Source organism: Streptomyces sp. NPDC016459, assembly GCF_040632845.1.
In the GTDB taxonomy this organism is placed as follows: domain Bacteria; phylum Actinomycetota; class Actinomycetes; order Streptomycetales; family Streptomycetaceae; genus Streptomyces.
This window is the reverse complement of sequence record NZ_JBEYCR010000013.1, coordinates 95946-113493: the sequence shown is the minus strand read 5'-3', so window position 1 is coordinate 113493 and position 17548 is coordinate 95946. Positions and strand designations below refer to the sequence as shown.

Below are 17548 nucleotides of genomic sequence, written 5' to 3'. Positions count from 1 at the left end.
CCCCTCCCCGGAGTTCCCTCGGCGCCGGGCGCCGAGGTGCTCAGGCGGTGGTGAGAGCCGAGGTGCGGCGGGCGCGGATCAGGAAGTCCTGGACGCGGGCGTGGTCCGGTGCGGGCGGGAGCGGGGTCGTGTCGTGGGCGCGGTCGGCCTCCCCCTGGAGTCGGTCCATCCAGGACTCGACCTCCGCCCAGGTCAGCTCGCCGCGCTTGACCGCGAGGAGCCGGTCGCGGTCCTCGCCGACGTCGATCCGCAGCTCGCCCGAGCGCAGCAGGTCACGGCAGCTGGTCAGGAGGCGCAGCAGATGCATCGCGTGTTTCCAGCGCGGGTGGCCGTACTGGCGGACGTCCGCGTCGAGCTTGCGGCGCTGGCCGTCCGCGTACCGCACGAAGGTCTGGTGGGCCTGGCGGGAGAGGAAGGCCCCGCGCAGCGAGAGCAGCTCGCGGCCGAGGTCGTCGGCGTGCTCGACCAGGGGGGAGTGGAGGCACTCCAGGACGTTCGGATTGTTGCGCAGGGCCAGCTCGCAGAATCGTTCCAGCTCCCAGCTGAACTGCTCCTCTGCAGGCCCCTCCACCTGCGCGGGCGGCTTCTCGAAGTGCCAGAACAGCGGAGTCGGGGCGAGATAGACGCCCCGGACGTCCGTGTCGCTGTCCTCGGTCGCGAGACCGAACGCGCGCGACCCCATGACGCAGGAGTAGATCGTGTGGTCGCGTACCAGCTCGTCCGGAGTCATGCGCGTCAGGCTACGCGAGAACGATCGCGTCCCCCGAGACGGTGATCTGTTCCGCCGGCAGCGGGCGGGTGGCGGGTCCCTTCGCCACCGAGCCGTCGGCGACACGGAACTTCGAGCCGTGGCACGGGCAGTCGATCGTGCCGTCCGCCACCTTGTTCACCGTGCAGCCCTGATGGGTGCAGACCGCGGAGAACGCCTTGAACTCCCCGGCCACCGGCTGCGTGACGACCACCTTCTCCTTCGCGAAGACCGTGCCCCCGCCCACCGGGATCTCGGCGGTCCTGGTCAGCGGGGCGGCGGCGGTCGCGGAGGCCTCTGCGGAGGAGGAGGCCGCTGCCGGGGGAGACGTGGTGTCCGGGGCGCCCGGCGTGGCCGGCGCGCTGGTGCTCGTACCACCGTCACCCCCGTCGTCCGAGCCGCAGCCCGTCGTCGTCAGGGCCGCTGCGGCCAGCAGGACGGTACGGCGAGGGGTGGCGCGTGAAGTCATGCCGCCAGCTTGGCCGCGCGGCGCCCCCGGGTCCCGCAACACGCCTGGACCCGGCGTCCGGCTCCCCCGCACGGCGGCCCCGCCCCCACCCCCGCGCCGAGTGGCGGCACACCCCGGCCCGGGTGACATTGGGCCTGTTCCGGGACGGGCCCCCGTCTCGGAGGGCGGGCCGCCGCGACGCGCGGCCCCCGGCGCTGACTAGGCTGAACGGAGCACTGACGCAGGCGAAGGAGCACGACGTGGCGGTACGAGCGGTCCGAGGCGCCGTCCAGCTGGAGCGGGACGAGGCCGGACACATGCGCGAGCAGGTCGAGGAACTGCTCACCGCCGTCCTCGCGCGCAACGACCTCACCGCCGACGACCTCATCAGCATCTGGTTCACGGCCACGCCCGACCTCCACAGCGACTTCCCGGCCGCCGCGGCCCGGGACATCGGCATCGTCGACGTCCCCCTGATCTGCGCCCAGGAGCTCGACATCGAGGGGGCGATGCCGAGGGTCGTCCGGCTCCTCGCCCACGTCGAGACCGAGCTGCCCAAGTCCCGGATCGCCCACGTCTACCTCGGCGCCGCGGCCGCCCTGCGCAAGGACATCGCCCAGTGAGAACAGCGCTCGTCATCGGAACCGGACTGATCGGCACCTCCGCCGCGCTGGCCCTCGCGGCCCGGGGCGTCACCGTCCACCTGCGCGACCACGACCCGGCGCGCGCCCGGACGGCCGCCGCACTCGGCGCCGGCACCGACGAGACGCCCGACGGCCCCGTGGACCTCGCGATCGTCGCCGTACCCCCCGCGCACGTGGCCGGCACCCTCGCCGAGGCGATGGCGGCCGGTCTCGCCCGCGGCTACCTGGACGTGGCCAGCGTCAAGGGCGGCCCCAAGCGGGAGCTGGAGGCGCTGGGCCTCGACCTCACCACGTACATCGGCACGCACCCGATGTCCGGCAAGGAACGCTCGGGCCCGCTCGCGGCGACCGCCGACCTCTTCGAGGGACGGCCCTGGGTCCTCACCCCGACCCGGGACACCGACACCGAGGTCCTGAACCTCGCCCTGGAACTCGTCGCGCTCTCCCGGGCCGTCCCCGTCGTCATGGACGCCGACGCCCACGACCGGGCCGTCGCCCTCGTCTCCCACACCCCTCAGCTCGTGTCCTCCATGGTCGCCGCGCGCCTTGAGGAGGCCGACGAGTCGGCCGTACGCCTCTGCGGGCAGGGCATCCGGGACGTGACCCGGATCGCCGCCTCCGACCCCCGCATGTGGATCGAGATCCTCTCCGCCAACCCCGGCCCCGTCGCCGACGTCCTCTCCGGCGTCGCCGCCGACCTCGACGAGACCGTGCGCGCCCTGCGCTCCCTGCAGTCCGCCGACGAGGACGAGCGCCGGGACGGGGCCTCGGGCGTCGAGGACGTCCTGCGCCGGGGCAACGCCGGGCGCTCCCGCGTCCCCGGTAAGCACGGCGCCGCGCCCACGGTGTACGAGACCGTCGCCGTCCTCATCAGCGACAAGCCGGGTGAGCTGGCCCGCATCTTCGCGGACGCGGGACGGGCCGGGGTCAACATCGAGGACGTGCGCATCGAGCACGCGACCGGGCAGCAGGCGGGACTGGTGCAGCTCATGGTGGAACCGTCGGCGGCGGGGGTTCTGGGCGGGGCGCTGCAGGAGCGGGGCTGGTCCCTGCGCACGGGCTGAGCGCTTCGCCGTGGGCGTGCGTCCCGCCGGGCTGAAAGCCTCGTCGTGGGCGTGCGTCCCGCCGGGGCGGCTGCCGTGCGGGGCTCGGGCCGGGGCGCTGGGCCGAACGGGTGCCGGGGACTCGGTAACCTTGTGATGGCCCCCCGCATCTCCGCCGGGTCCCGCCCCTCACCCAGGAAGGTGTTCCCACCGTGGAATCCGTGATCGTCGCCATTGACGGGCCCTCCGGCACGGGCAAGTCCAGCACCTCCAAGGCGGTCGCCGCCAAGCTGGGGCTGAGCTACCTGGACACCGGCGCCCAGTACCGGGCGATCACCTGGTGGATGATCAGCAACGACGTCGACGTGCACGACGCGGAGGCGGTCGCCAACGCCGCCGCCAAGCCGGTCATCGTCTCCGGCACCGACCCGGGCCGCCCCACCATCACGGTCGACGGAGCGGACGCCGCCGGCCCCATCCGTACCGAAGAGGTCACCTCCAAGGTCAGCGCCGTCAGCGCCGTCCCCGAGGTGCGGGCGCTCATCACCGAGCTCCAGCGGACCATCGCGAAGGGCGCCGAGCACGGCATCGTCGTCGAGGGCCGGGACATCGGCACCACCGTCCTGCCGGACGCGGACCTGAAGATCTTCCTCACCGCCTCGCCCGAGGCCCGTGCGGCCCGCCGCTCCGGCGAGCTGAAGGGCGTCGACGTGCACGCCACGAGGGAGGCCCTGATCAAGCGGGACGCGGCCGACTCCAGCCGTAAGACCTCCCCGCTCGCCAAGGCCGACGACGCCGTCGAGGTCGACACCACGGACCTCACCCTCGACCAGGTCATCGAGTGCGTCGTCACCCTCGTGGACGAGCGGCGCAGCCGGGGCGCGGCGCAGGCCGAGGGTCCCGAGTGAGGAACGAGCGAGGGGGGCTCGGCCGCGGCGGAGTCGGGGCGGAGCGCGACCGTCGAGTGACCCCGCCCTCCGAGAGGGGCGCCGCCGTCGGCCGGCGCATCGGCATCGGGCTGATGTACGGCTTCTGGAAGCCGCGCGTCCTCGGTGCCTGGCGGGTACCGGCCTCCGGCCCCGTCATCCTCGCCGTCAACCACGCGCACAACATCGACGGCCCCATGCTCATGGGCACCGCCCCGCGGCCCGTGCACTTCCTCATCAAGAAGGAAGCCTTCGTCGGGCCCCTCGGGCCCTTCCTGGAGGGCATCGGGCAGGTCAAGGTCGACCGCGACGGCGCCGACCGGCACGCGATAGGCAACGCCCTGGGCGTCCTGCGGCAGGGCGGCGTCCTCGGGATCTTCCCCGAGGGCACCAGGGGCGAGGGCGACTTCGCCTCGCTCCGCGCGGGCCTGGCCTACTTCGCCGTCCGCAGCGGCGCGCCGATCGTCCCGGTCGCCGTCCTGGGAAGCACCGAGCGCCGCGGCCGGCTGGTCAAGGCACTGCCTCCGCTGCGCGGCCGCGTCGACGTCGTCTTCGGCGACGCCTTCGAGGCGCAGGAAGAGGCGCGAAGCTCGGACAAGGGCGGCGACGGGCGACGGGTGGGCGGCTCCGGCCCGCGCACGCGCAAGGCGCTCGACGAGGCAACCGTACGGATCCAGGGGAAGCTCACCGAGCACCTGGAAAACGCCAGGCGCCTCACCGGGCGCTGAGCGAGACTTTCAGTAGTGGGCCCCGCGGCCCGGGGACCCACCGACCACGAATGATCAAGGAACGGACTTCATGAACGACCAGCACGACCACGGGGCACTTGGCGACGCCGAGTACGCGGAGTTCATGGAGCTCGCCGCGGAAGAGGGCTTCGACGCCGAAGAGATCGAGGGCGCGATCGAGGAGGCCGGTCACGGCCCGCTCCCCGTCCTCGCCGTCGTCGGCCGGCCGAACGTCGGCAAGTCGACCCTGGTGAACCGCATCATCGGCCGCCGCGAGGCCGTCGTCGAGGACAAGCCGGGCGTCACCCGTGACCGCGTCACCTACGAGGCCGAATGGGCCGGGCGCCGCTTCAAGGTCGTCGACACCGGCGGCTGGGAGCAGGACGTCCTCGGCATCGACGCCTCCGTCGCCGCCCAGGCCGAGTACGCCATCGAGGCCGCCGACGCCTGTCTCTTCGTCGTGGACGCCACCGTCGGCGCCACGGACACCGACGAGGCCGTCGTGCGGCTGCTCCGCCGCGCGGGCAAGCCGGTCGTCCTCGCCGCCAACAAGGTCGACGGCCAGTCCGGCGAGGCCGACGCCACGATGCTGTGGTCCCTGGGCCTCGGCGAGCCGTTCCCCGTCTCCTCGCTGCACGGCCGCGGCACCGGCGACCTCCTCGACGAGGTCCTGCGGAAGCTGCCCGAGGCCCCCGAGCAGCGCTTCGGCAACGCGGTGGGCGGCCCGCGCCGCATCGCCCTCATCGGCCGTCCGAACGTCGGCAAGTCCTCGCTGCTCAACAAGGTGGCGAACGAGGACCGGGTCGTCGTCAACGAGCTGGCCGGCACCACCCGTGACCCGGTCGACGAGCTGATCGAGCTCGGCGGCGTGACGTGGAAGTTCGTCGACACCGCCGGTATCCGCAAGAAGGTCCACCTCCAGGAGGGCGCGGACTACTACGCCTCGCTGCGGACGGCCGCCGCCGTCGAGAAGGCCGAGGTGGCCGTCATCCTCATCGACACCACCGACAACATCTCGGTCCAGGACCAGCGCATCATCACCATGGCGGTCGAGTCGGGCCGCGCCATCGTCATCGCCTACAACAAGTGGGACGAGCTCGACGAGGAGCGCCGCTACTACCTCGAGCGCGAGATCGAGACCGAGATGCAGCAGGTCGCCTGGGCGCCCCGGGTCAACGTCTCCGCGAAGACCGGCCGCCACATGGAGAAGCTCGTCCCGGCCATCGAGACCGCCCTCGCCGGCTGGGAGACCCGCGTTCCCACCGGTCGGCTCAACGCCTTCCTCGGTGAGATCGTCGCCGCCCATCCCCACCCGATCCGCGGCGGCAAGCAGCCCCGCATCCTCTTCGGTACGCAGGCGGGCACCAAGCCGCCCCGGTTCGTGCTCTTCGCGTCGGGCTTCCTCGAGGCCGGCTACCGCCGCTTCATCGAGCGCCGCCTCCGCGAGGAGTTCGGCTTCGAGGGCACGCCGATCCACATCTCGGTGCGGGTGCGCGAGAAGCGCGGCCGCAAGAAGTAGCACCCGCGAGGCGGGACACGGCTGAGGGCCGGGGCGCGGTCGCCCCGGCCCTCAGCCGTGTCCCCCGGTGCTGCGTCTCCTCGGAAACTCTCAGAAGCCCCTGCGGGGCGCCGGCGGCAGCGCCACCTGTGTCTGCGTCGGGGGGTGCTGCGCCGACCACGCCGTCGGATACGCCGCCGGGTAGCGATGCCCCTGGCCGTAGGCGCCCGTGCTCACCGTCGTGCCGAAGGCCCGGAAGGCCACGTCCTCCTCGCCGCTGCGGTCGCCCGGCAGCGTGCGGAACGACCTTCGGTACTCCGAGTACAGGGCGTCGTAGATCGGTGTGGGCGAAGTGCCCGCCGTGACGTCCTGCGCGGGGCGCATCGAGGGGATCTGACTCGGATACGGCTGGGGGAAGGGGTCGTATGGGTGCACGTAGGTGCCAACGACCCCGCCGCCCGTCGGATGCGGGCGGCTCTCCGAATGGGGCGCCGGGCGGGGACGGGGCACGGTGGGGACTCCCCGCGCCGAGGAACCCGTCGGCCCCGTCGGTACGCCGGGGACCCGCGTCCACCCTAAGCCCGGGCGACCGTCGTCCATCAGGTACCGGCCAGCGGCATCGCGGCGGCGACCAGGCGCCCGTTCGCCGCGGCCTTCTCCAGCGCGTCCCGCAGCAGGTCCTCGCGGGGCTGCTGGCCGATCGAACCCACGGGGGCGGCGAAGACCAGCACCGTGTGCGACTTGTTGGCCGCCGCGCGCCAGCCCTCGGTGACCTGGAGCGGCTGGTGCGCCTGCCACCAGGCGGCCTGACCGGCGCCGCCGGGTCCCGGCTGGAGGACGGAGTGCAGCTGGCCCATGGCGACCAGGACCGACCAGCCCGGCAGCACCGCGGGCCGCTCGTTCAGGTCCATGACCTGCTGGAAGCCCTGTTCGGCCAGGAGCGGCAGGAACTCGTCCGTGAGACCGTCCGAACCGGGACGGGCCACCGGGGCGGTCGGCTCCACGACGAGCGCGGGGTGCAGCTCGCCCTGGATCAGGACGAGACCGCTGGTCACACCGAGCACGGCCTGTTCGGGGTGGGCGACGGACAGCGCGTCGGCGGTGTCGGCGGCCGTGATGGAGGCGACGGCGCCCTGCAGCTGCTCCTCGGCGACCTGGACGACCTGCGACGGGATGCAGGTGGCGTGGGCGAACGCGAGGACCGCGGTCTCGTCACCGACGAACAGCACCGTGCTGGTGCGCTCCTGCTCGGAGTCCCCGGGGGTGCGGCAGGAGGTGCAGTCGTAGCTGCCCGGGGCGTTGTCGCCGGCGAGCAGCCGGTCCGCTTCTTCGTCGCCGATCTCGGCGCGTACGTCCTCGCTGACGTCGAGCATGCGCGGCACGGGGGGCTCCCTGGACTCGGTACGGGCGGACGCCGGGCCGTCCCCGGTCGTCTCATGCCGAGTTCAACGGGTCAGGCTCGGCCGGGGTCACGCGCGGAAGCGAGGCAACTTGCCGGTGGCGCGTGCGGTGGGGCGGGTGACTCCGACCGGGTGGGGTGTGAACGGTGTTCCGCGCGGCACGGACCGGGAGCGCCGGAGCGCTGCCTAGCCTGCGTCGATGTCGAAGATCCGATTTTGGACGACCGGTTCCCTCGTGGTGGCGTCCGCGGCCGCGCTGCTGACCCTGGCCCCCGCGCCCGCCCAGGCCCGGGAGGTGGCGGGCGGGCCCCGGAAGGCGCCCGCCGTGCTGCGGGACGTGTCGGGGGTGCGGGCGGACGGGGCCGTGCCCTCCTACGCCTGCGCGAAGGACCAGTGGCCGTGGGGCTGCGTCGCCGAGTGCGAGAGCAGCGGCGACTGGCACATCAACACGGGCAACGGCTTCTACGGCGGACTCCAGTTCTGGCATCCGACCTGGGTCGAGCACGGCGGACTGAAGTACGCCCCGCGCGCCGACCTGGCGACCCGCCCGGAGCAGATCACCGTCGCGGAGGAGGTCCTGCGCACCCAGGGCTGGGGAGCCTGGCCCGTCTGCTCCAAGCGGTACGGACTCAGCGGGCGCGTCCACACCGTCCAGGCCGGCGACACGCTCAGCGCCGTCGCCCGCCGCTTCGGGATCAAGGGCGGCTGGCAGGCGCTGTACGCGGCGAACCGGAGCCTGATCGGGGCCGACCCGAACCGGATCGTCGTCGGGACCATGCTGCGGATCGATCCGCTCTGACACCGCCCCTCCCCGGTCGGGAGAGAGCTCGCCCGTGAACGACGGACCGTCACCGGCAGTACAGTCGAGCGACCGATCAACTGACCGGGGGGAACCGGCAGCGCGATGCGTATTTCCTTTCTGCTCCACAACGGCTACCACTACGGCGGCACCATCCGGACCACGTTCACCCTCGCCGAGGAACTGGCGGAACGTCACGAGGTCGAGATCGTCTCGGTGTTCCGCCACCGTGACCGACCCCTTCTCGGACTGCCGTCGGGGGTGACCCTGCGTCACCTCGTCGACCTGCGCAAGGACAGCCCCGGGTACGACGGCGACCACCCCGACCTGCACCGTCCCGCCGAGGTCTTCCCGCGCGGCGACGGACGCTGGAAGCAGTACAGCGCCCTCACCGACGCCCGGATCGGGGAGCACCTGCGGGGCGTGGAGGCCGACGTCCTCGTCGGCACCCGCCCCGGACTCAACGTGCACCTCACCCGGCAGGCCCGGCGGGGGCCGGTCCTCGTCGGCCAGGAGCACCTGATCCTGGACGGGCACGGCTACCGGCTGCGCCGGGACATCGGCCACGAGTACGCGCTCCTGGACGCCGTCACGACGGTCACCGACGCGGACGCCCGCGCCTACCGGAAGCTGGGGTTGCCCGGCGTACGGATCGAGGCCGTGCCCAACAGCGTGCCCGCGCCGTCCGTGCCGCCTGCCGACCCCGCGGCGAAGACCGTCGTCGCCGCGGGCCGGCTGACCCGCGTCAAGCGGTACGACCTGCTGATCGACGCCTTCGCGGAGGTGGCCGCCGACCACCCCGACTGGAAGCTGCGGATCTACGGCACCGGCGACGCGGTCCAGGACCTCAAGGGGCCGCTGACCCGGCAGATCAAGGACCGGGGGCTCGGCGAGCAGGTCTTCCTCATGGGCTCGGTGACCCCGCTGGAACCTGAGCTGGCCAAGGCCTCGATCGCCGCCGTGACCTCGCAGCGCGAGTCCTTCGGCATGACCATCGTCGAGGCGATGCGCTGCGGGCTCCCGGTCGTCTCCACCGACTGCCCGCACGGGCCCCGCGAGATCATCGAGGACGGGACCGACGGGTTCCTGGTGCCGGTCGACGACGTGGCCGCGTTCGCACGGGCACTGTCCAGGCTGATCGAGGACGACGAGCTGCGCGCCAAGACGGCACGGGCGGCGCTCGCCGCCTCCGAGCGCTTCGACCCGGCCCGCATCGCCGCCCGGCACGAGACGCTCTGGACGGAACTCGTCGAGCGGGGCGCGAGCCGGCGGACCCACCCCGAGGGCAGGGCGTCGCTCCACCGCGGGGTGGGCCGGGCCGTCGACGCGGTCTACACGCTGAAGGCCCGGGTCGGCCGGCTGGTCCGCCGCTTCCGCTGACGACCGGCGGCCCTTGCGGACAGAAGCCGTCCGCGAGGGCTGGCAGACTCGGCGCCATGTTGGAGACCTCCGCACGGCTCTTGCGTCTGCTCTCGTTGCTCCAGGCCCACCGCGAGTGGTCCGGCGCCGCCCTCGCCGACCGGCTCGGGGTCACACCCCGCACCGTACGCAGGGACGTCGACCGGCTGCGGGAACTCGGATACCCCGTCAACGCGAGCCCCGGTACCGGCGGCGGCTACCAGCTGGGCGCCGGGGCCGAGCTGCCGCCGCTGCTCCTCGACGACGAGGAGGCCGTGGCGGTCGCGGTCGGCCTGCGCGCCGCCGCCGGGCAGGGCGTCGAGGGCATCGGCGAGAGCTCCGTCCGTGCTCTGGCCAAGCTGGAACAGGTGCTCCCCGGACGGCTGCGACGCCGGGTGAGCGCCCTGAACGACTTCACCGTGCCGATGCTGCGCACCCCGCGCGAGCGGATCGACCCGGCGGTGCTCACCGAACTCGCCAACGCCTGCCGGGACGCCGAGCGGCTGCGCTTCGAGTACCGCGACCACGGCGGGGCGGCCACCCGCAGGACCGTCGAGCCGCACCGTCTGGTGTGCAGCGAGCGCCGCTGGTACCTGGTCGGCTGGGACGTGGACCGGGCCGACTGGCGCACCTTCCGGGCCGACCGGATCACGCCGACACCGCCGCACGGGCCCCGCTTCCCTCCCCGCGAGCCGCCAGCCGACGACCTGGCCGCCTATGTGGCGAAGGGCGTGTCCACCGCCGTCTACGCGACCGAGGCGACGATCCGGCTGCATGTGCCGCTCGCGGAGGCCGCCGCGGTCGTCGGCGCGGCGGACGGTGTCCTCACGGCGGACGGGGAGCACGCCTGTCTGCTGCGGACCGGCGCCCACAGCCTCGACGTGATGGTGATCCACGTGGCGATGATCGGCTTCGAGTTCGAGGTGCTGGACCCGCCGGAGCTCGTCGACCGGGTGCGGGCGCTCAGGGACCTGTTGTCCCGCGCTCTCGACCGGCAGACCGAGGGTCGGAGACCGTAAGCATTGTGTAAGGGATGAGTGAAGCGCCCCGCCCGCGCGTCGCCCGCGCAATTCCGGACGGGCGCGGGGGAAGGGGGAATTGCGCCCCCGCTATCGATGCTTCCGTTCCCGCTTCCGGGTCCGTCGTGCGAACTGCCGGTAGTTCTTCGGAATTGCTGGAGAAACGGCTGGAAAGCATCCCTCCGCGCGGTGGCGGGTACAGCGGACATATGTCGAGAACTTGTGACACAAGCGTGACCGCAAAGGGACTAACGTGAGGGCATGGCACCCACATCGCGCACTCCCGAACCGCCCCGCGACGCCCCCGAGTCCTATGTGGGCCTGGCCGCGGAAGGCGCCGCACAGCTCGCGAAGACGCGGGGCTGGAGCACCGTGAGGTCTCTGCCGCCCGGCTCGATCATCACGATGGAGTACCTGGTCGGACGCCTCAACTTCGAGGTCGAGGACGGCACGGTCACCCGCTGCTGGGTCGGCTGAGAGACATGCGAAGGGCCCCGGCCGCTGACGGCCGGGGCCCTTCGCATGCCCGGAGGGGCGGGGGTCAGCCGCCGGTCGCGGGAGTGCGGTGGCCGGCCACTCCCACCGTCTCCCTGACCGGTTCCTCGGTTCCCGGGAAGAGCCCCGGGCGGGGGCCGCCGGAGGCCACCGGCAGCGAGGGCACCAGACGGCGACGGTCCCGCAGCCGCTCCCGTACTCCGTCACGCACGGCGAGGATCCAGGACTCCGCCACGGCGATGACCGGCTCGCACCAGGGGAGCGCGAGCAGGATGAGGAGCCCGGCCGCCCAGCCGAGGAGGACGTCGCTCAGCCAGTGCGTGCCCAGGTAGACGGTGGTGAGACCGACGCCGAGCGCGACCACCGCGGAGAGCGCCGACAGATAGCGTCTGGCCCGCGGGGTGGTCGCCAGATAGGCGAGGATGCCCCAGGTCACGACCGCGTTGGCGGTGTGACCGGAGGGGAATATATCGCCCCCCGCGAAGAGCTCGGCGGAGCCGACCTGGGTCGCGTAGTGGGGTCCGAGGCGGCCGAGTCCCAGCTTGACCGAGCCGACCGAGACGTTGAGGAGCAGCAGGGCGGCGCCGAGGCAGAGCAGGGGCCGCAGGGTGTGCTGGCGCCAGGAGCGCCAGCCCAGCCAGGCCGCCACCATGACGGCCGTGGGGCCGCGCTGGCCGAGGACGACGTAGTAGTCGAGGAAGCCGTGGATCTCCGGCCACTGCTGGTAGGGCCGGAAGAGCATGATCTTCCAGTCGAGGGTCACCAGCCACGTCGAGAGCAGCACGGCGACGACCATGGCGAGATAGAACGCAGACGTCCCGCCGAAGAGGGCGAGACGCGTGCGGGTCATCCGCGGGACCTCTATCTTCGGCGGTTCCGGCTCCCGGTCCAGCCGGGCAAAGATGTCGGTACGCACCCAATCGACGTTACAGGGAGTGAGAAGCCGACCCGGTCGATCCGCTCCCTTCGTGATGTTGATGTGATGTGGAGTAGGTCTCAGTGGCCGACCTATTGCCGTCGTCCGTCAGGAAATCAGATGACCTTCCGCCCTATTGCCGTAAGGGTGATTCCGGAAGAGTGTTTGAACGCGCGGGAATTGCTTCAAACGGACGTCCGTGCGGAATTGCATGCGACGCACGGGCCGCCCCGAGTGGCGTACGCCACACCGGCGGGCCCGCCGGTGTGAGAGCTGCACCACGCGCTCGGGGCGTGAACTCGCGTACGCTGACGGCTCACTCGCCCGTCGATGCCGGGCCGCTCCAGGGGCATAAGCCCTGGTCGGGGCCCGCCGAGCGCGAGAGCTTCACTGGGAGGTACGGACATGTCGCGGACGAACACGGCCCAAGGACCACCGCGTGCCGCCGTCGGCGGCGGAGCCAACCGCTGGGTCGTCCTCCTCGTCCTCTGCATCAGTCTCCTGCTGGTCGCCCTCGACGCGACCATCCTCCACGTCGCCGTCCCCTCGCTCACCGAGGACCTGCGCCCCAGCTCCACGGCGCTCCTCTGGATCGTCGACGCCTATCCCCTGATCTGCGCCTCGCTCCTCATCCTCTTCGGCACCCTCGGGGACCGGGTCGGACGGCGGAGAGTCCTCCTCCTCGGCTACGCGCTGTTCGGCATCGCCTCGGCGGTCGCCGCGCTCGCCACCGAACCCTCGGTCCTCATCGCGGCCCGCGCGCTGCTCGGCGTCGGCGGCGCCATGATCATGCCCGCCACGCTCTCCATTCTCCGGACGGTCTTCCCCGACCGGCGGGAGCGCGCCACCGCCATCGGCGTCTGGACCGCGGTCGCCGCGGTCGGCGCCGCCACCGGACCGGTACTCGGCGGCTTCCTCGTCGAGCACTACTGGTGGGGCTCCGTCTTCCTCATCAACATCCCGCTGATGGCACTGATCCTGCCGCTCGGCCGACGACTCCTCCCCGAGTCCCGGGGAGCCGCCGACGGACCCTGGGACGTCCTCGGCGCGCTCATGGCCGCCGCCGGTGTCCTCGGCTGCGTCCTCGGCGTCAAGCGCGCCGGGGCCGGCGACCCGCTCCTCGCCCTGCCGACAGCCGGGCCGCTGCTGCTCGGCGCAGCGCTCCTCGTCCTCTTCGTGCGGCGGCAGAAGCGGCGCCCGCACCCCCTGATCGACATGCGGCTCTTCTCCCGGGCGGCCTTCACCGCCTCGGTCGGCTGCATCGTGCTCGCCATGCTGGCCCTGGTCGGCCTCGAGCTGATCGCCGTCCAGTACCTCCAGCTGGTCCTCGGCCTCACGCCCCTGGAGACCGGGCTCCGGCTGCTTCCGCTCACCTTCGCCGCCATGGCCGCGGGCGCCACCGGCTCGTACACCCTGCGCAGGGTCGGGCCGCGCCGGATGGTCGGATGGGGCTTCGTGCTCACCGCCGCCGCCGTGCTGCTGCTCACCTTCATGGGGCAGCACGACCGGCCGCTGCTGCTGACGACGGGCTTCGTCCTGCTCGGCTTCGGTCTGCAGACCACGCTCTTCTCGGCGTACGAGTCGATGCTCAGCGAGGCGCCGCAGCGGAGCGCGGGCGGCGCGGCCGCGATCGGCGAGACCTCGTACCAGCTCGGCGCGGGCATGGGCATCGCCCTGCTCGGCAGTGTGATGAACGCGGCGTACGCCCCCGGGCTCGCCGCCGTCCCCGGGGTGCCCGCGGAGGCGAGCGCGGCCGCGGCGAACTCGCTGGGGGAGGCCTACCAGGTCGCCGACCAGCTGGGCGGCGCGGCCGGCGGCGCCCTGCACCAGGCCGCCCGGCACGCCTTCGTGGACGGGCTGCACGTCACGCTCTTCGTCAGCGCGGGGCTGCTGCTGCTCGGCGCGGCGATGGCGCGGCGCCTGCCCCGGGTGATGGATTGCCCGGCCGATCCGGAGGAGACGGCGGTTCCGGGTCTTGCGAAGCAGTCGGTGCTCGGTCTTCCGGAGACGGCGGCGGTGCCGGTTCTTCCGGAGCGGGCGGGGCGTCCGGGCCCCGTGGGGTCCTCGGGGCCCCCGGAAGTGGCCGCGTGTCCTGAGCCCTCCGGGCTCTCCCGGCCGTCCGTGTCGCGGGTGCCCGCGACCCGGGAAGCGATCGAGCCCGCCGGATCGGGGCGTCCGGCGCGCTGACCCGGTCGCCCGGGTGGTGTCCGGCCGGGCCGGCGGACCCGCTCAGCTCTGGTTGAAGAAGCCGTCCTGCCGGCGGCGGCCCGAGTCACCGGTGACGATCTGGGTGTCGGCCGGGGTCAGCAGGAAGACCCGCGTCGCCACGCGCTCGATCGAGCCGCGCAGACCGAAGGCGAGGCCGGCGGCGAAGTCGACCACGCGCTTGGCGTCGCCCGGCTCCATCGCGGTCAGGTTCACGATCACCGGAACCCCGTCGCGGAAGAGCTCTCCGATGCCGCGGGCGTCCCGGAAGCCGTCCGGGGAGACGGTGGCGATCCGGCGGCCCCGGTCCTCGGCGGTGTCCGTGGCGACCCGGACCCGAGGGTCCGTCACCCAGGCGTCGCCGTTCTCGGCACCGTCGGCGTACTCGTCGTCGTAGTAACGCTCGTCGTTGTCCTCGACGAGTCCCAGCCAGGCACTTGCCTTGCGCACCGATCCCATGGACGCCTCCTTTCAGCGCGGTCACTTGTGGTTCCGCATATCCCTATCGTCGTCCATGATGCGGATCGTGCGCCAAGCGGTTGGGCGCCGCGCTGAGGATTCGTGACGGTACTGGTGCAGAACGTGAGCGCCTTTGCTGGCGATTCGTCAGGAATCTTGCGGTATGCGGGGGGTGAGGGAGGGCCATGTAGCTGAAAATATGAAAGTCTGGCCGGAAGGGTGACGATGGGCGCGTACGGGTGAACGCCCCCGCTCGTCACCATGCCGCGAGGCCGCTCGGCGGGCCGCGCACCGTTCTCGGGGGAGTCACTTGTTCGGAATCGTCAGGCCCTGTGCCCATCGGCTCACCGATGGCCTGAAAGTCGAGTGGATGGCCCATCTCTGCGGCCTCTGCCTGGCACTTCGCGCCGACCACGGCCAGTTCGCCCGGGTCGTCACCAACTACGACGGCCTCATCGTCTCGGTCCTGACGGAGGCTCAGACCGGTGCCGTGACCGGCGGGCGGCGCACCGCCGGCCCCTGCCCCCTGCGCGGGATGCGGACCGCGCCCGTCGCCCAGGGTGAGGGCGCGCGCCTCGCCGCCGCCGTCTCGCTCGTTCTCGCCTCGGCGAAGGTACGGGACCACGTCGCCGACCGGGACGGCCTGTTGGCCCGGCGGCCCGTCGCCGCCGCGGCCCGCCGGGTCGCCCGCTCCTGGGACAGGGCCGGCGCCAGGACCGGCCATGCCCTCGGCTTCGACACGGCCGTCCTCGTCGACGCCGTCGACCGCCAGACCGGGATCGAGGACCTCGCGGGCCCCGGCACCTCCCTGCTCACCGTCACCGAACCGACCGAGACCGCGACCGCGGCCGCCTTCGCCCACACCGCCGTCCTCGCGGGACGGCCGGGGAACGCGAAGCCGCTCGCCGAGGCGGGCCGCCTCTTCGGCCGCCTCGCGCACGTCCTGGACGCCGTTGAGGACCAGACCGCCGACGCGGCGAGCGGCGCCTGGAACCCGCTCACCGCGACCGGCACCTCCCGCGAGGAGGCCCGCAGGCTCGCCGACGACGCCCTCCACGGCATCCGGCTCGCGCTGCGGGACGCCGAGTTCGCCGACGGCAGGCTGGCCCACGTCCTCCTCGCCCACGAACTGCGCACCTCGGTGAACCGCGCCTTCGGCACGACGAGCTGCTCGCACGTGACCCCCGGGGCGGGGCAGGGCCACGGAGCCGCCCACGGCCAGGGACCGGTGCCGGGGAACCCGTACGCCCCCGACGGCCCCGGCCCCGGTTACCCGTACGCCCCTGGCCCCGGCGGTCCGGGCGGTCCGGGCGGGCCGTACGCCCCCGGTCCCGGCGGTCCGGGCGGGCCCGGTGGGCCGTTCCCGCCCGGACCGCCGAACCGGCGCGGGCTGATAGCCGGGTGCGCCCTCTGGGTGGGTCTGGCCTGCACCTGCCAGATGTGCTGCGGGGGCTTCGAAGACCCCTGGAGCCGTCAGCGGCGTGACGGGCTCTGCAAGCAGTGCGACCCCGGCGACTGCTGCGACTGCTGTGACTGCTGCAGCAACTGCTCCTCCTGCTGCGAGGGGGAGGGCTGCTGCGGCGACTGTGGCTGTGGCTGCGACTGCTGACGAACCGTCCGCCCCACGATCCCCCAGCCGGTTCCCGAGGCCCTCGCCAGGTACCGGGTCAGGCTCTCCCCGGCGTCCCGGGGCCGTCGGCGGAGACCGGCTCCGACTCGGGTTCGCGCTTCAGTGAGGACATCACCAGGGTGATCGCCGCGCCGACGACCGCCCAGGCCGACAGGACCAGCATCGAGCCGGTCATGTCGTTGCCCTTGAAGTACGCGATCGAGCGCGCCGCCCAGGTGCCCGCGCCCGGTGGCAGGGCGGGGCCGATCGCGTTCCAGAACGGGGGCAGCATCGGCAGCGGGAAGGCGCCGCCCGCGCTGGGGTTGCCGGCGATCACGATCAGCAGGATCGCCAGGCCGATGCCGACGATCCCGAAGACCGCCTGCAGGGCGAGGGTGGCGGCGCCGACGGCGAAGACGACCAGGGTGCCGAGCCCCCACAGGGCGGCGACGCCGCCGGGCAGAGCGTCCAGGATCGGGCCGACGATGACCGCGCCGCCGAGACCGCCGAGGACCGAGTAGAGCGCGAGGACGCCCAGCCGGATGACCGCGCGTTCGCGGTTCGCGGGCCGGGAGCCCGCGCTGATCGCCAGGATCGCGGCGCAGATGTAGCCGCCGACGCACCAGCCGACGACGAGGTAGAAGGCGGAGAGTCCGTCGAAGTCGCCCGGCGAGGCGGGGGCCACGTCGACCGTCCGCACGGTCCGCTGCTGGGCCCCCTCCACCCGGGTGAAGATCGTCTCCAGGGCCGAGGAGAGCACGGTGCCGCCACCGGATGCGACGAGCAGGGTGTCGGTGCGGCCGCGGGGGGCGACGATCAGGGCGCCGTCGAGGTCCCGGTCCAGGATCTGCTTCCGTGCCTCGGCCTCGTCGGTGACCGTACGGGGGTCGAGCGGGTCGCCGGGGAGGCTCTCCAGCCGGCCGAGGAGCTGGGCGGAGACCTGGGGCGGCGCGACGACGCCGAAGGGCACGTCCCTCGGCTCGGGGTGGTGCAGCGCCCCGACGTACGAGGCGATGAACAGGAGCTGGAGGGCGAGGACGCCGACGACCAGGAGGGCGGCTCGGGGTGTGACGGCGCTTTTCAGTTCGTCGACGAGGCTCATGCCCTCACGCTCCGGGGCAGGGGATATTTCCGCAGGTGGGCCGCGCCCGAATGGCTGAGGGGAGGCAGGCCCGCCCGGCTTATCGTACGGACGTTCGAAATGGGTTAGGGT

At 73.0% G+C, this 17548-nt stretch carries 17 protein-coding genes and 1 pseudogene; 11 read left to right on the top strand and 7 right to left on the bottom strand.

Going from position 1 to position 17548, the window contains the following annotated elements; genetic code table 11:
* Window positions 1-40: 40 nt before the first annotated feature.
* Together ABZ567_RS26195 and ABZ567_RS26190 are read right to left on the bottom strand one after the other, a co-directional pair.
* Complete coding sequence (locus ABZ567_RS26195; protein WP_360794053.1) at window positions 41-730, bottom strand: nucleotidyltransferase domain-containing protein; 690 nt, start codon at window positions 728-730, stop codon at window positions 41-43.
* 10 nt (window positions 731-740) lie between these two features.
* Window positions 741-1217 carry a Rieske (2Fe-2S) protein gene (locus tag ABZ567_RS26190; RefSeq protein ID WP_360794051.1) on the bottom strand — a complete coding sequence of 159 codons (477 nt, stop codon included), beginning with the start codon at window positions 1215-1217 and terminating at the stop codon, window positions 741-743.
* A 239-nt stretch (window positions 1218-1456) separates the two neighbouring features.
* Between ABZ567_RS26190 and aroH the strand changes: the two genes are divergently transcribed.
* The 5 genes from aroH (at window position 1457) to der (ending at window position 6056) form a co-directional block, all read left to right on the top strand.
* On the top strand, window positions 1457-1819 hold the full coding sequence (aroH, locus tag ABZ567_RS26185; protein ID WP_360794049.1) for a chorismate mutase: 363 nt from the start codon (window positions 1457-1459) through the stop codon (window positions 1817-1819).
* On the top strand, window positions 1816-2904 hold the full coding sequence (locus ABZ567_RS26180) for a prephenate dehydrogenase (protein ID WP_360794047.1): 1089 nt from the start codon (window positions 1816-1818) through the stop codon (window positions 2902-2904). The genes aroH and ABZ567_RS26180 overlap by 4 nt, the downstream gene beginning before the upstream one ends.
* A 191-nt stretch (window positions 2905-3095) precedes the next feature.
* Window positions 3096-3791 (top strand): (d)CMP kinase, encoded by a 696-nt coding sequence (gene cmk / locus ABZ567_RS26175; protein WP_360794045.1) that lies wholly within the window; start codon window positions 3096-3098, stop codon window positions 3789-3791.
* A 113-nt stretch (window positions 3792-3904) separates the two neighbouring features.
* Complete coding sequence (locus ABZ567_RS26170) at window positions 3905-4537, top strand: lysophospholipid acyltransferase family protein (RefSeq protein WP_360794112.1); 633 nt, start codon at window positions 3905-3907, stop codon at window positions 4535-4537.
* Between the two features lie 70 nt (window positions 4538-4607).
* A complete protein-coding gene (gene der, locus ABZ567_RS26165; RefSeq protein ID WP_360794043.1) occupies window positions 4608-6056 on the top strand; it encodes a ribosome biogenesis GTPase Der in 1449 nt (482 codons plus the stop codon).
* Window positions 6057-6278: 222 nt separating this feature from the next.
* Here the strand turns inward: der and ABZ567_RS26160 are convergent.
* Together ABZ567_RS26160 and ABZ567_RS26155 are read right to left on the bottom strand one after the other, a co-directional pair.
* A pseudogene (locus ABZ567_RS26160) lies at window positions 6279-6470 on the bottom strand (hypothetical protein); the annotation flags it as partial.
* A 164-nt stretch (window positions 6471-6634) separates the two neighbouring features.
* On the bottom strand, window positions 6635-7417 hold the full coding sequence (locus ABZ567_RS26155) for a hypothetical protein (RefSeq protein WP_360794041.1): 783 nt from the start codon (window positions 7415-7417) through the stop codon (window positions 6635-6637).
* 217 nt (window positions 7418-7634) lie between these two features.
* On the opposite strand from ABZ567_RS26155, the gene ABZ567_RS26150 reads away from it, so the two are divergent.
* The 4 genes from ABZ567_RS26150 to ABZ567_RS26135 all read left to right on the top strand — a co-directional run bounded on the left by ABZ567_RS26150 (window position 7635) and on the right by ABZ567_RS26135 (window position 11128).
* Entirely contained in the window at window positions 7635-8234 is a 600-nt protein-coding gene (locus ABZ567_RS26150; RefSeq protein WP_360794039.1) for a transglycosylase family protein, read from the top strand.
* Between the two features lie 105 nt (window positions 8235-8339).
* Window positions 8340-9614, top strand: coding sequence for a glycosyltransferase family 4 protein (locus ABZ567_RS26145; protein WP_360794037.1), 1275 nt, complete (start codon window positions 8340-8342; stop codon window positions 9612-9614).
* Window positions 9615-9670: 56 nt separating this feature from the next.
* Window positions 9671-10651: a YafY family protein gene (locus tag ABZ567_RS26140; protein WP_360794035.1), complete on the top strand. Its 981-nt coding sequence runs from the start codon at window positions 9671-9673 to the stop codon at window positions 10649-10651.
* Between the two features lie 261 nt (window positions 10652-10912).
* A complete protein-coding gene (locus tag ABZ567_RS26135) occupies window positions 10913-11128 on the top strand; it encodes an I78 family peptidase inhibitor (protein ID WP_360794032.1) in 216 nt (71 codons plus the stop codon).
* 64 nt (window positions 11129-11192) lie between these two features.
* Here the strand turns inward: ABZ567_RS26135 and ABZ567_RS26130 are convergent, their stop codons facing one another.
* Window positions 11193-12062 carry a phosphatase PAP2 family protein gene (locus ABZ567_RS26130; protein WP_360794030.1) on the bottom strand — a complete coding sequence of 290 codons (870 nt, stop codon included), beginning with the start codon at window positions 12060-12062 and terminating at the stop codon, window positions 11193-11195.
* Window positions 12063-12467: 405 nt separating this feature from the next.
* Here ABZ567_RS26130 and ABZ567_RS26125 point away from each other — a divergent pair, with 405 nt between their 5' ends.
* Entirely contained in the window at window positions 12468-14249 is a 1782-nt protein-coding gene (locus tag ABZ567_RS26125) for an MFS transporter (protein ID WP_360794028.1), read from the top strand.
* A gap of 42 nt (window positions 14250-14291) precedes the next feature.
* Here ABZ567_RS26125 and ABZ567_RS26120 read toward each other — a convergent pair whose 3' ends face one another.
* Window positions 14292-14726 (bottom strand): cell division protein SepF, encoded by a 435-nt coding sequence (locus tag ABZ567_RS26120; RefSeq protein WP_360794026.1) that lies wholly within the window; start codon window positions 14724-14726, stop codon window positions 14292-14294.
* A 310-nt stretch (window positions 14727-15036) separates the two neighbouring features.
* On the opposite strand from ABZ567_RS26120, the gene ABZ567_RS26115 reads away from it, so the two are divergent.
* Window positions 15037-16335, top strand: coding sequence for a DUF5685 family protein (locus ABZ567_RS26115; RefSeq protein WP_360794024.1), 1299 nt, complete (start codon window positions 15037-15039; stop codon window positions 16333-16335).
* A gap of 58 nt (window positions 16336-16393) precedes the next feature.
* Here ABZ567_RS26115 and ABZ567_RS26110 read toward each other — a convergent pair whose 3' ends face one another.
* On the bottom strand, window positions 16394-17437 hold the full coding sequence (locus ABZ567_RS26110; protein WP_360794022.1) for a DUF3533 domain-containing protein: 1044 nt from the start codon (window positions 17435-17437) through the stop codon (window positions 16394-16396).
* Window positions 17438-17548 lie beyond the last annotated feature (111 nt).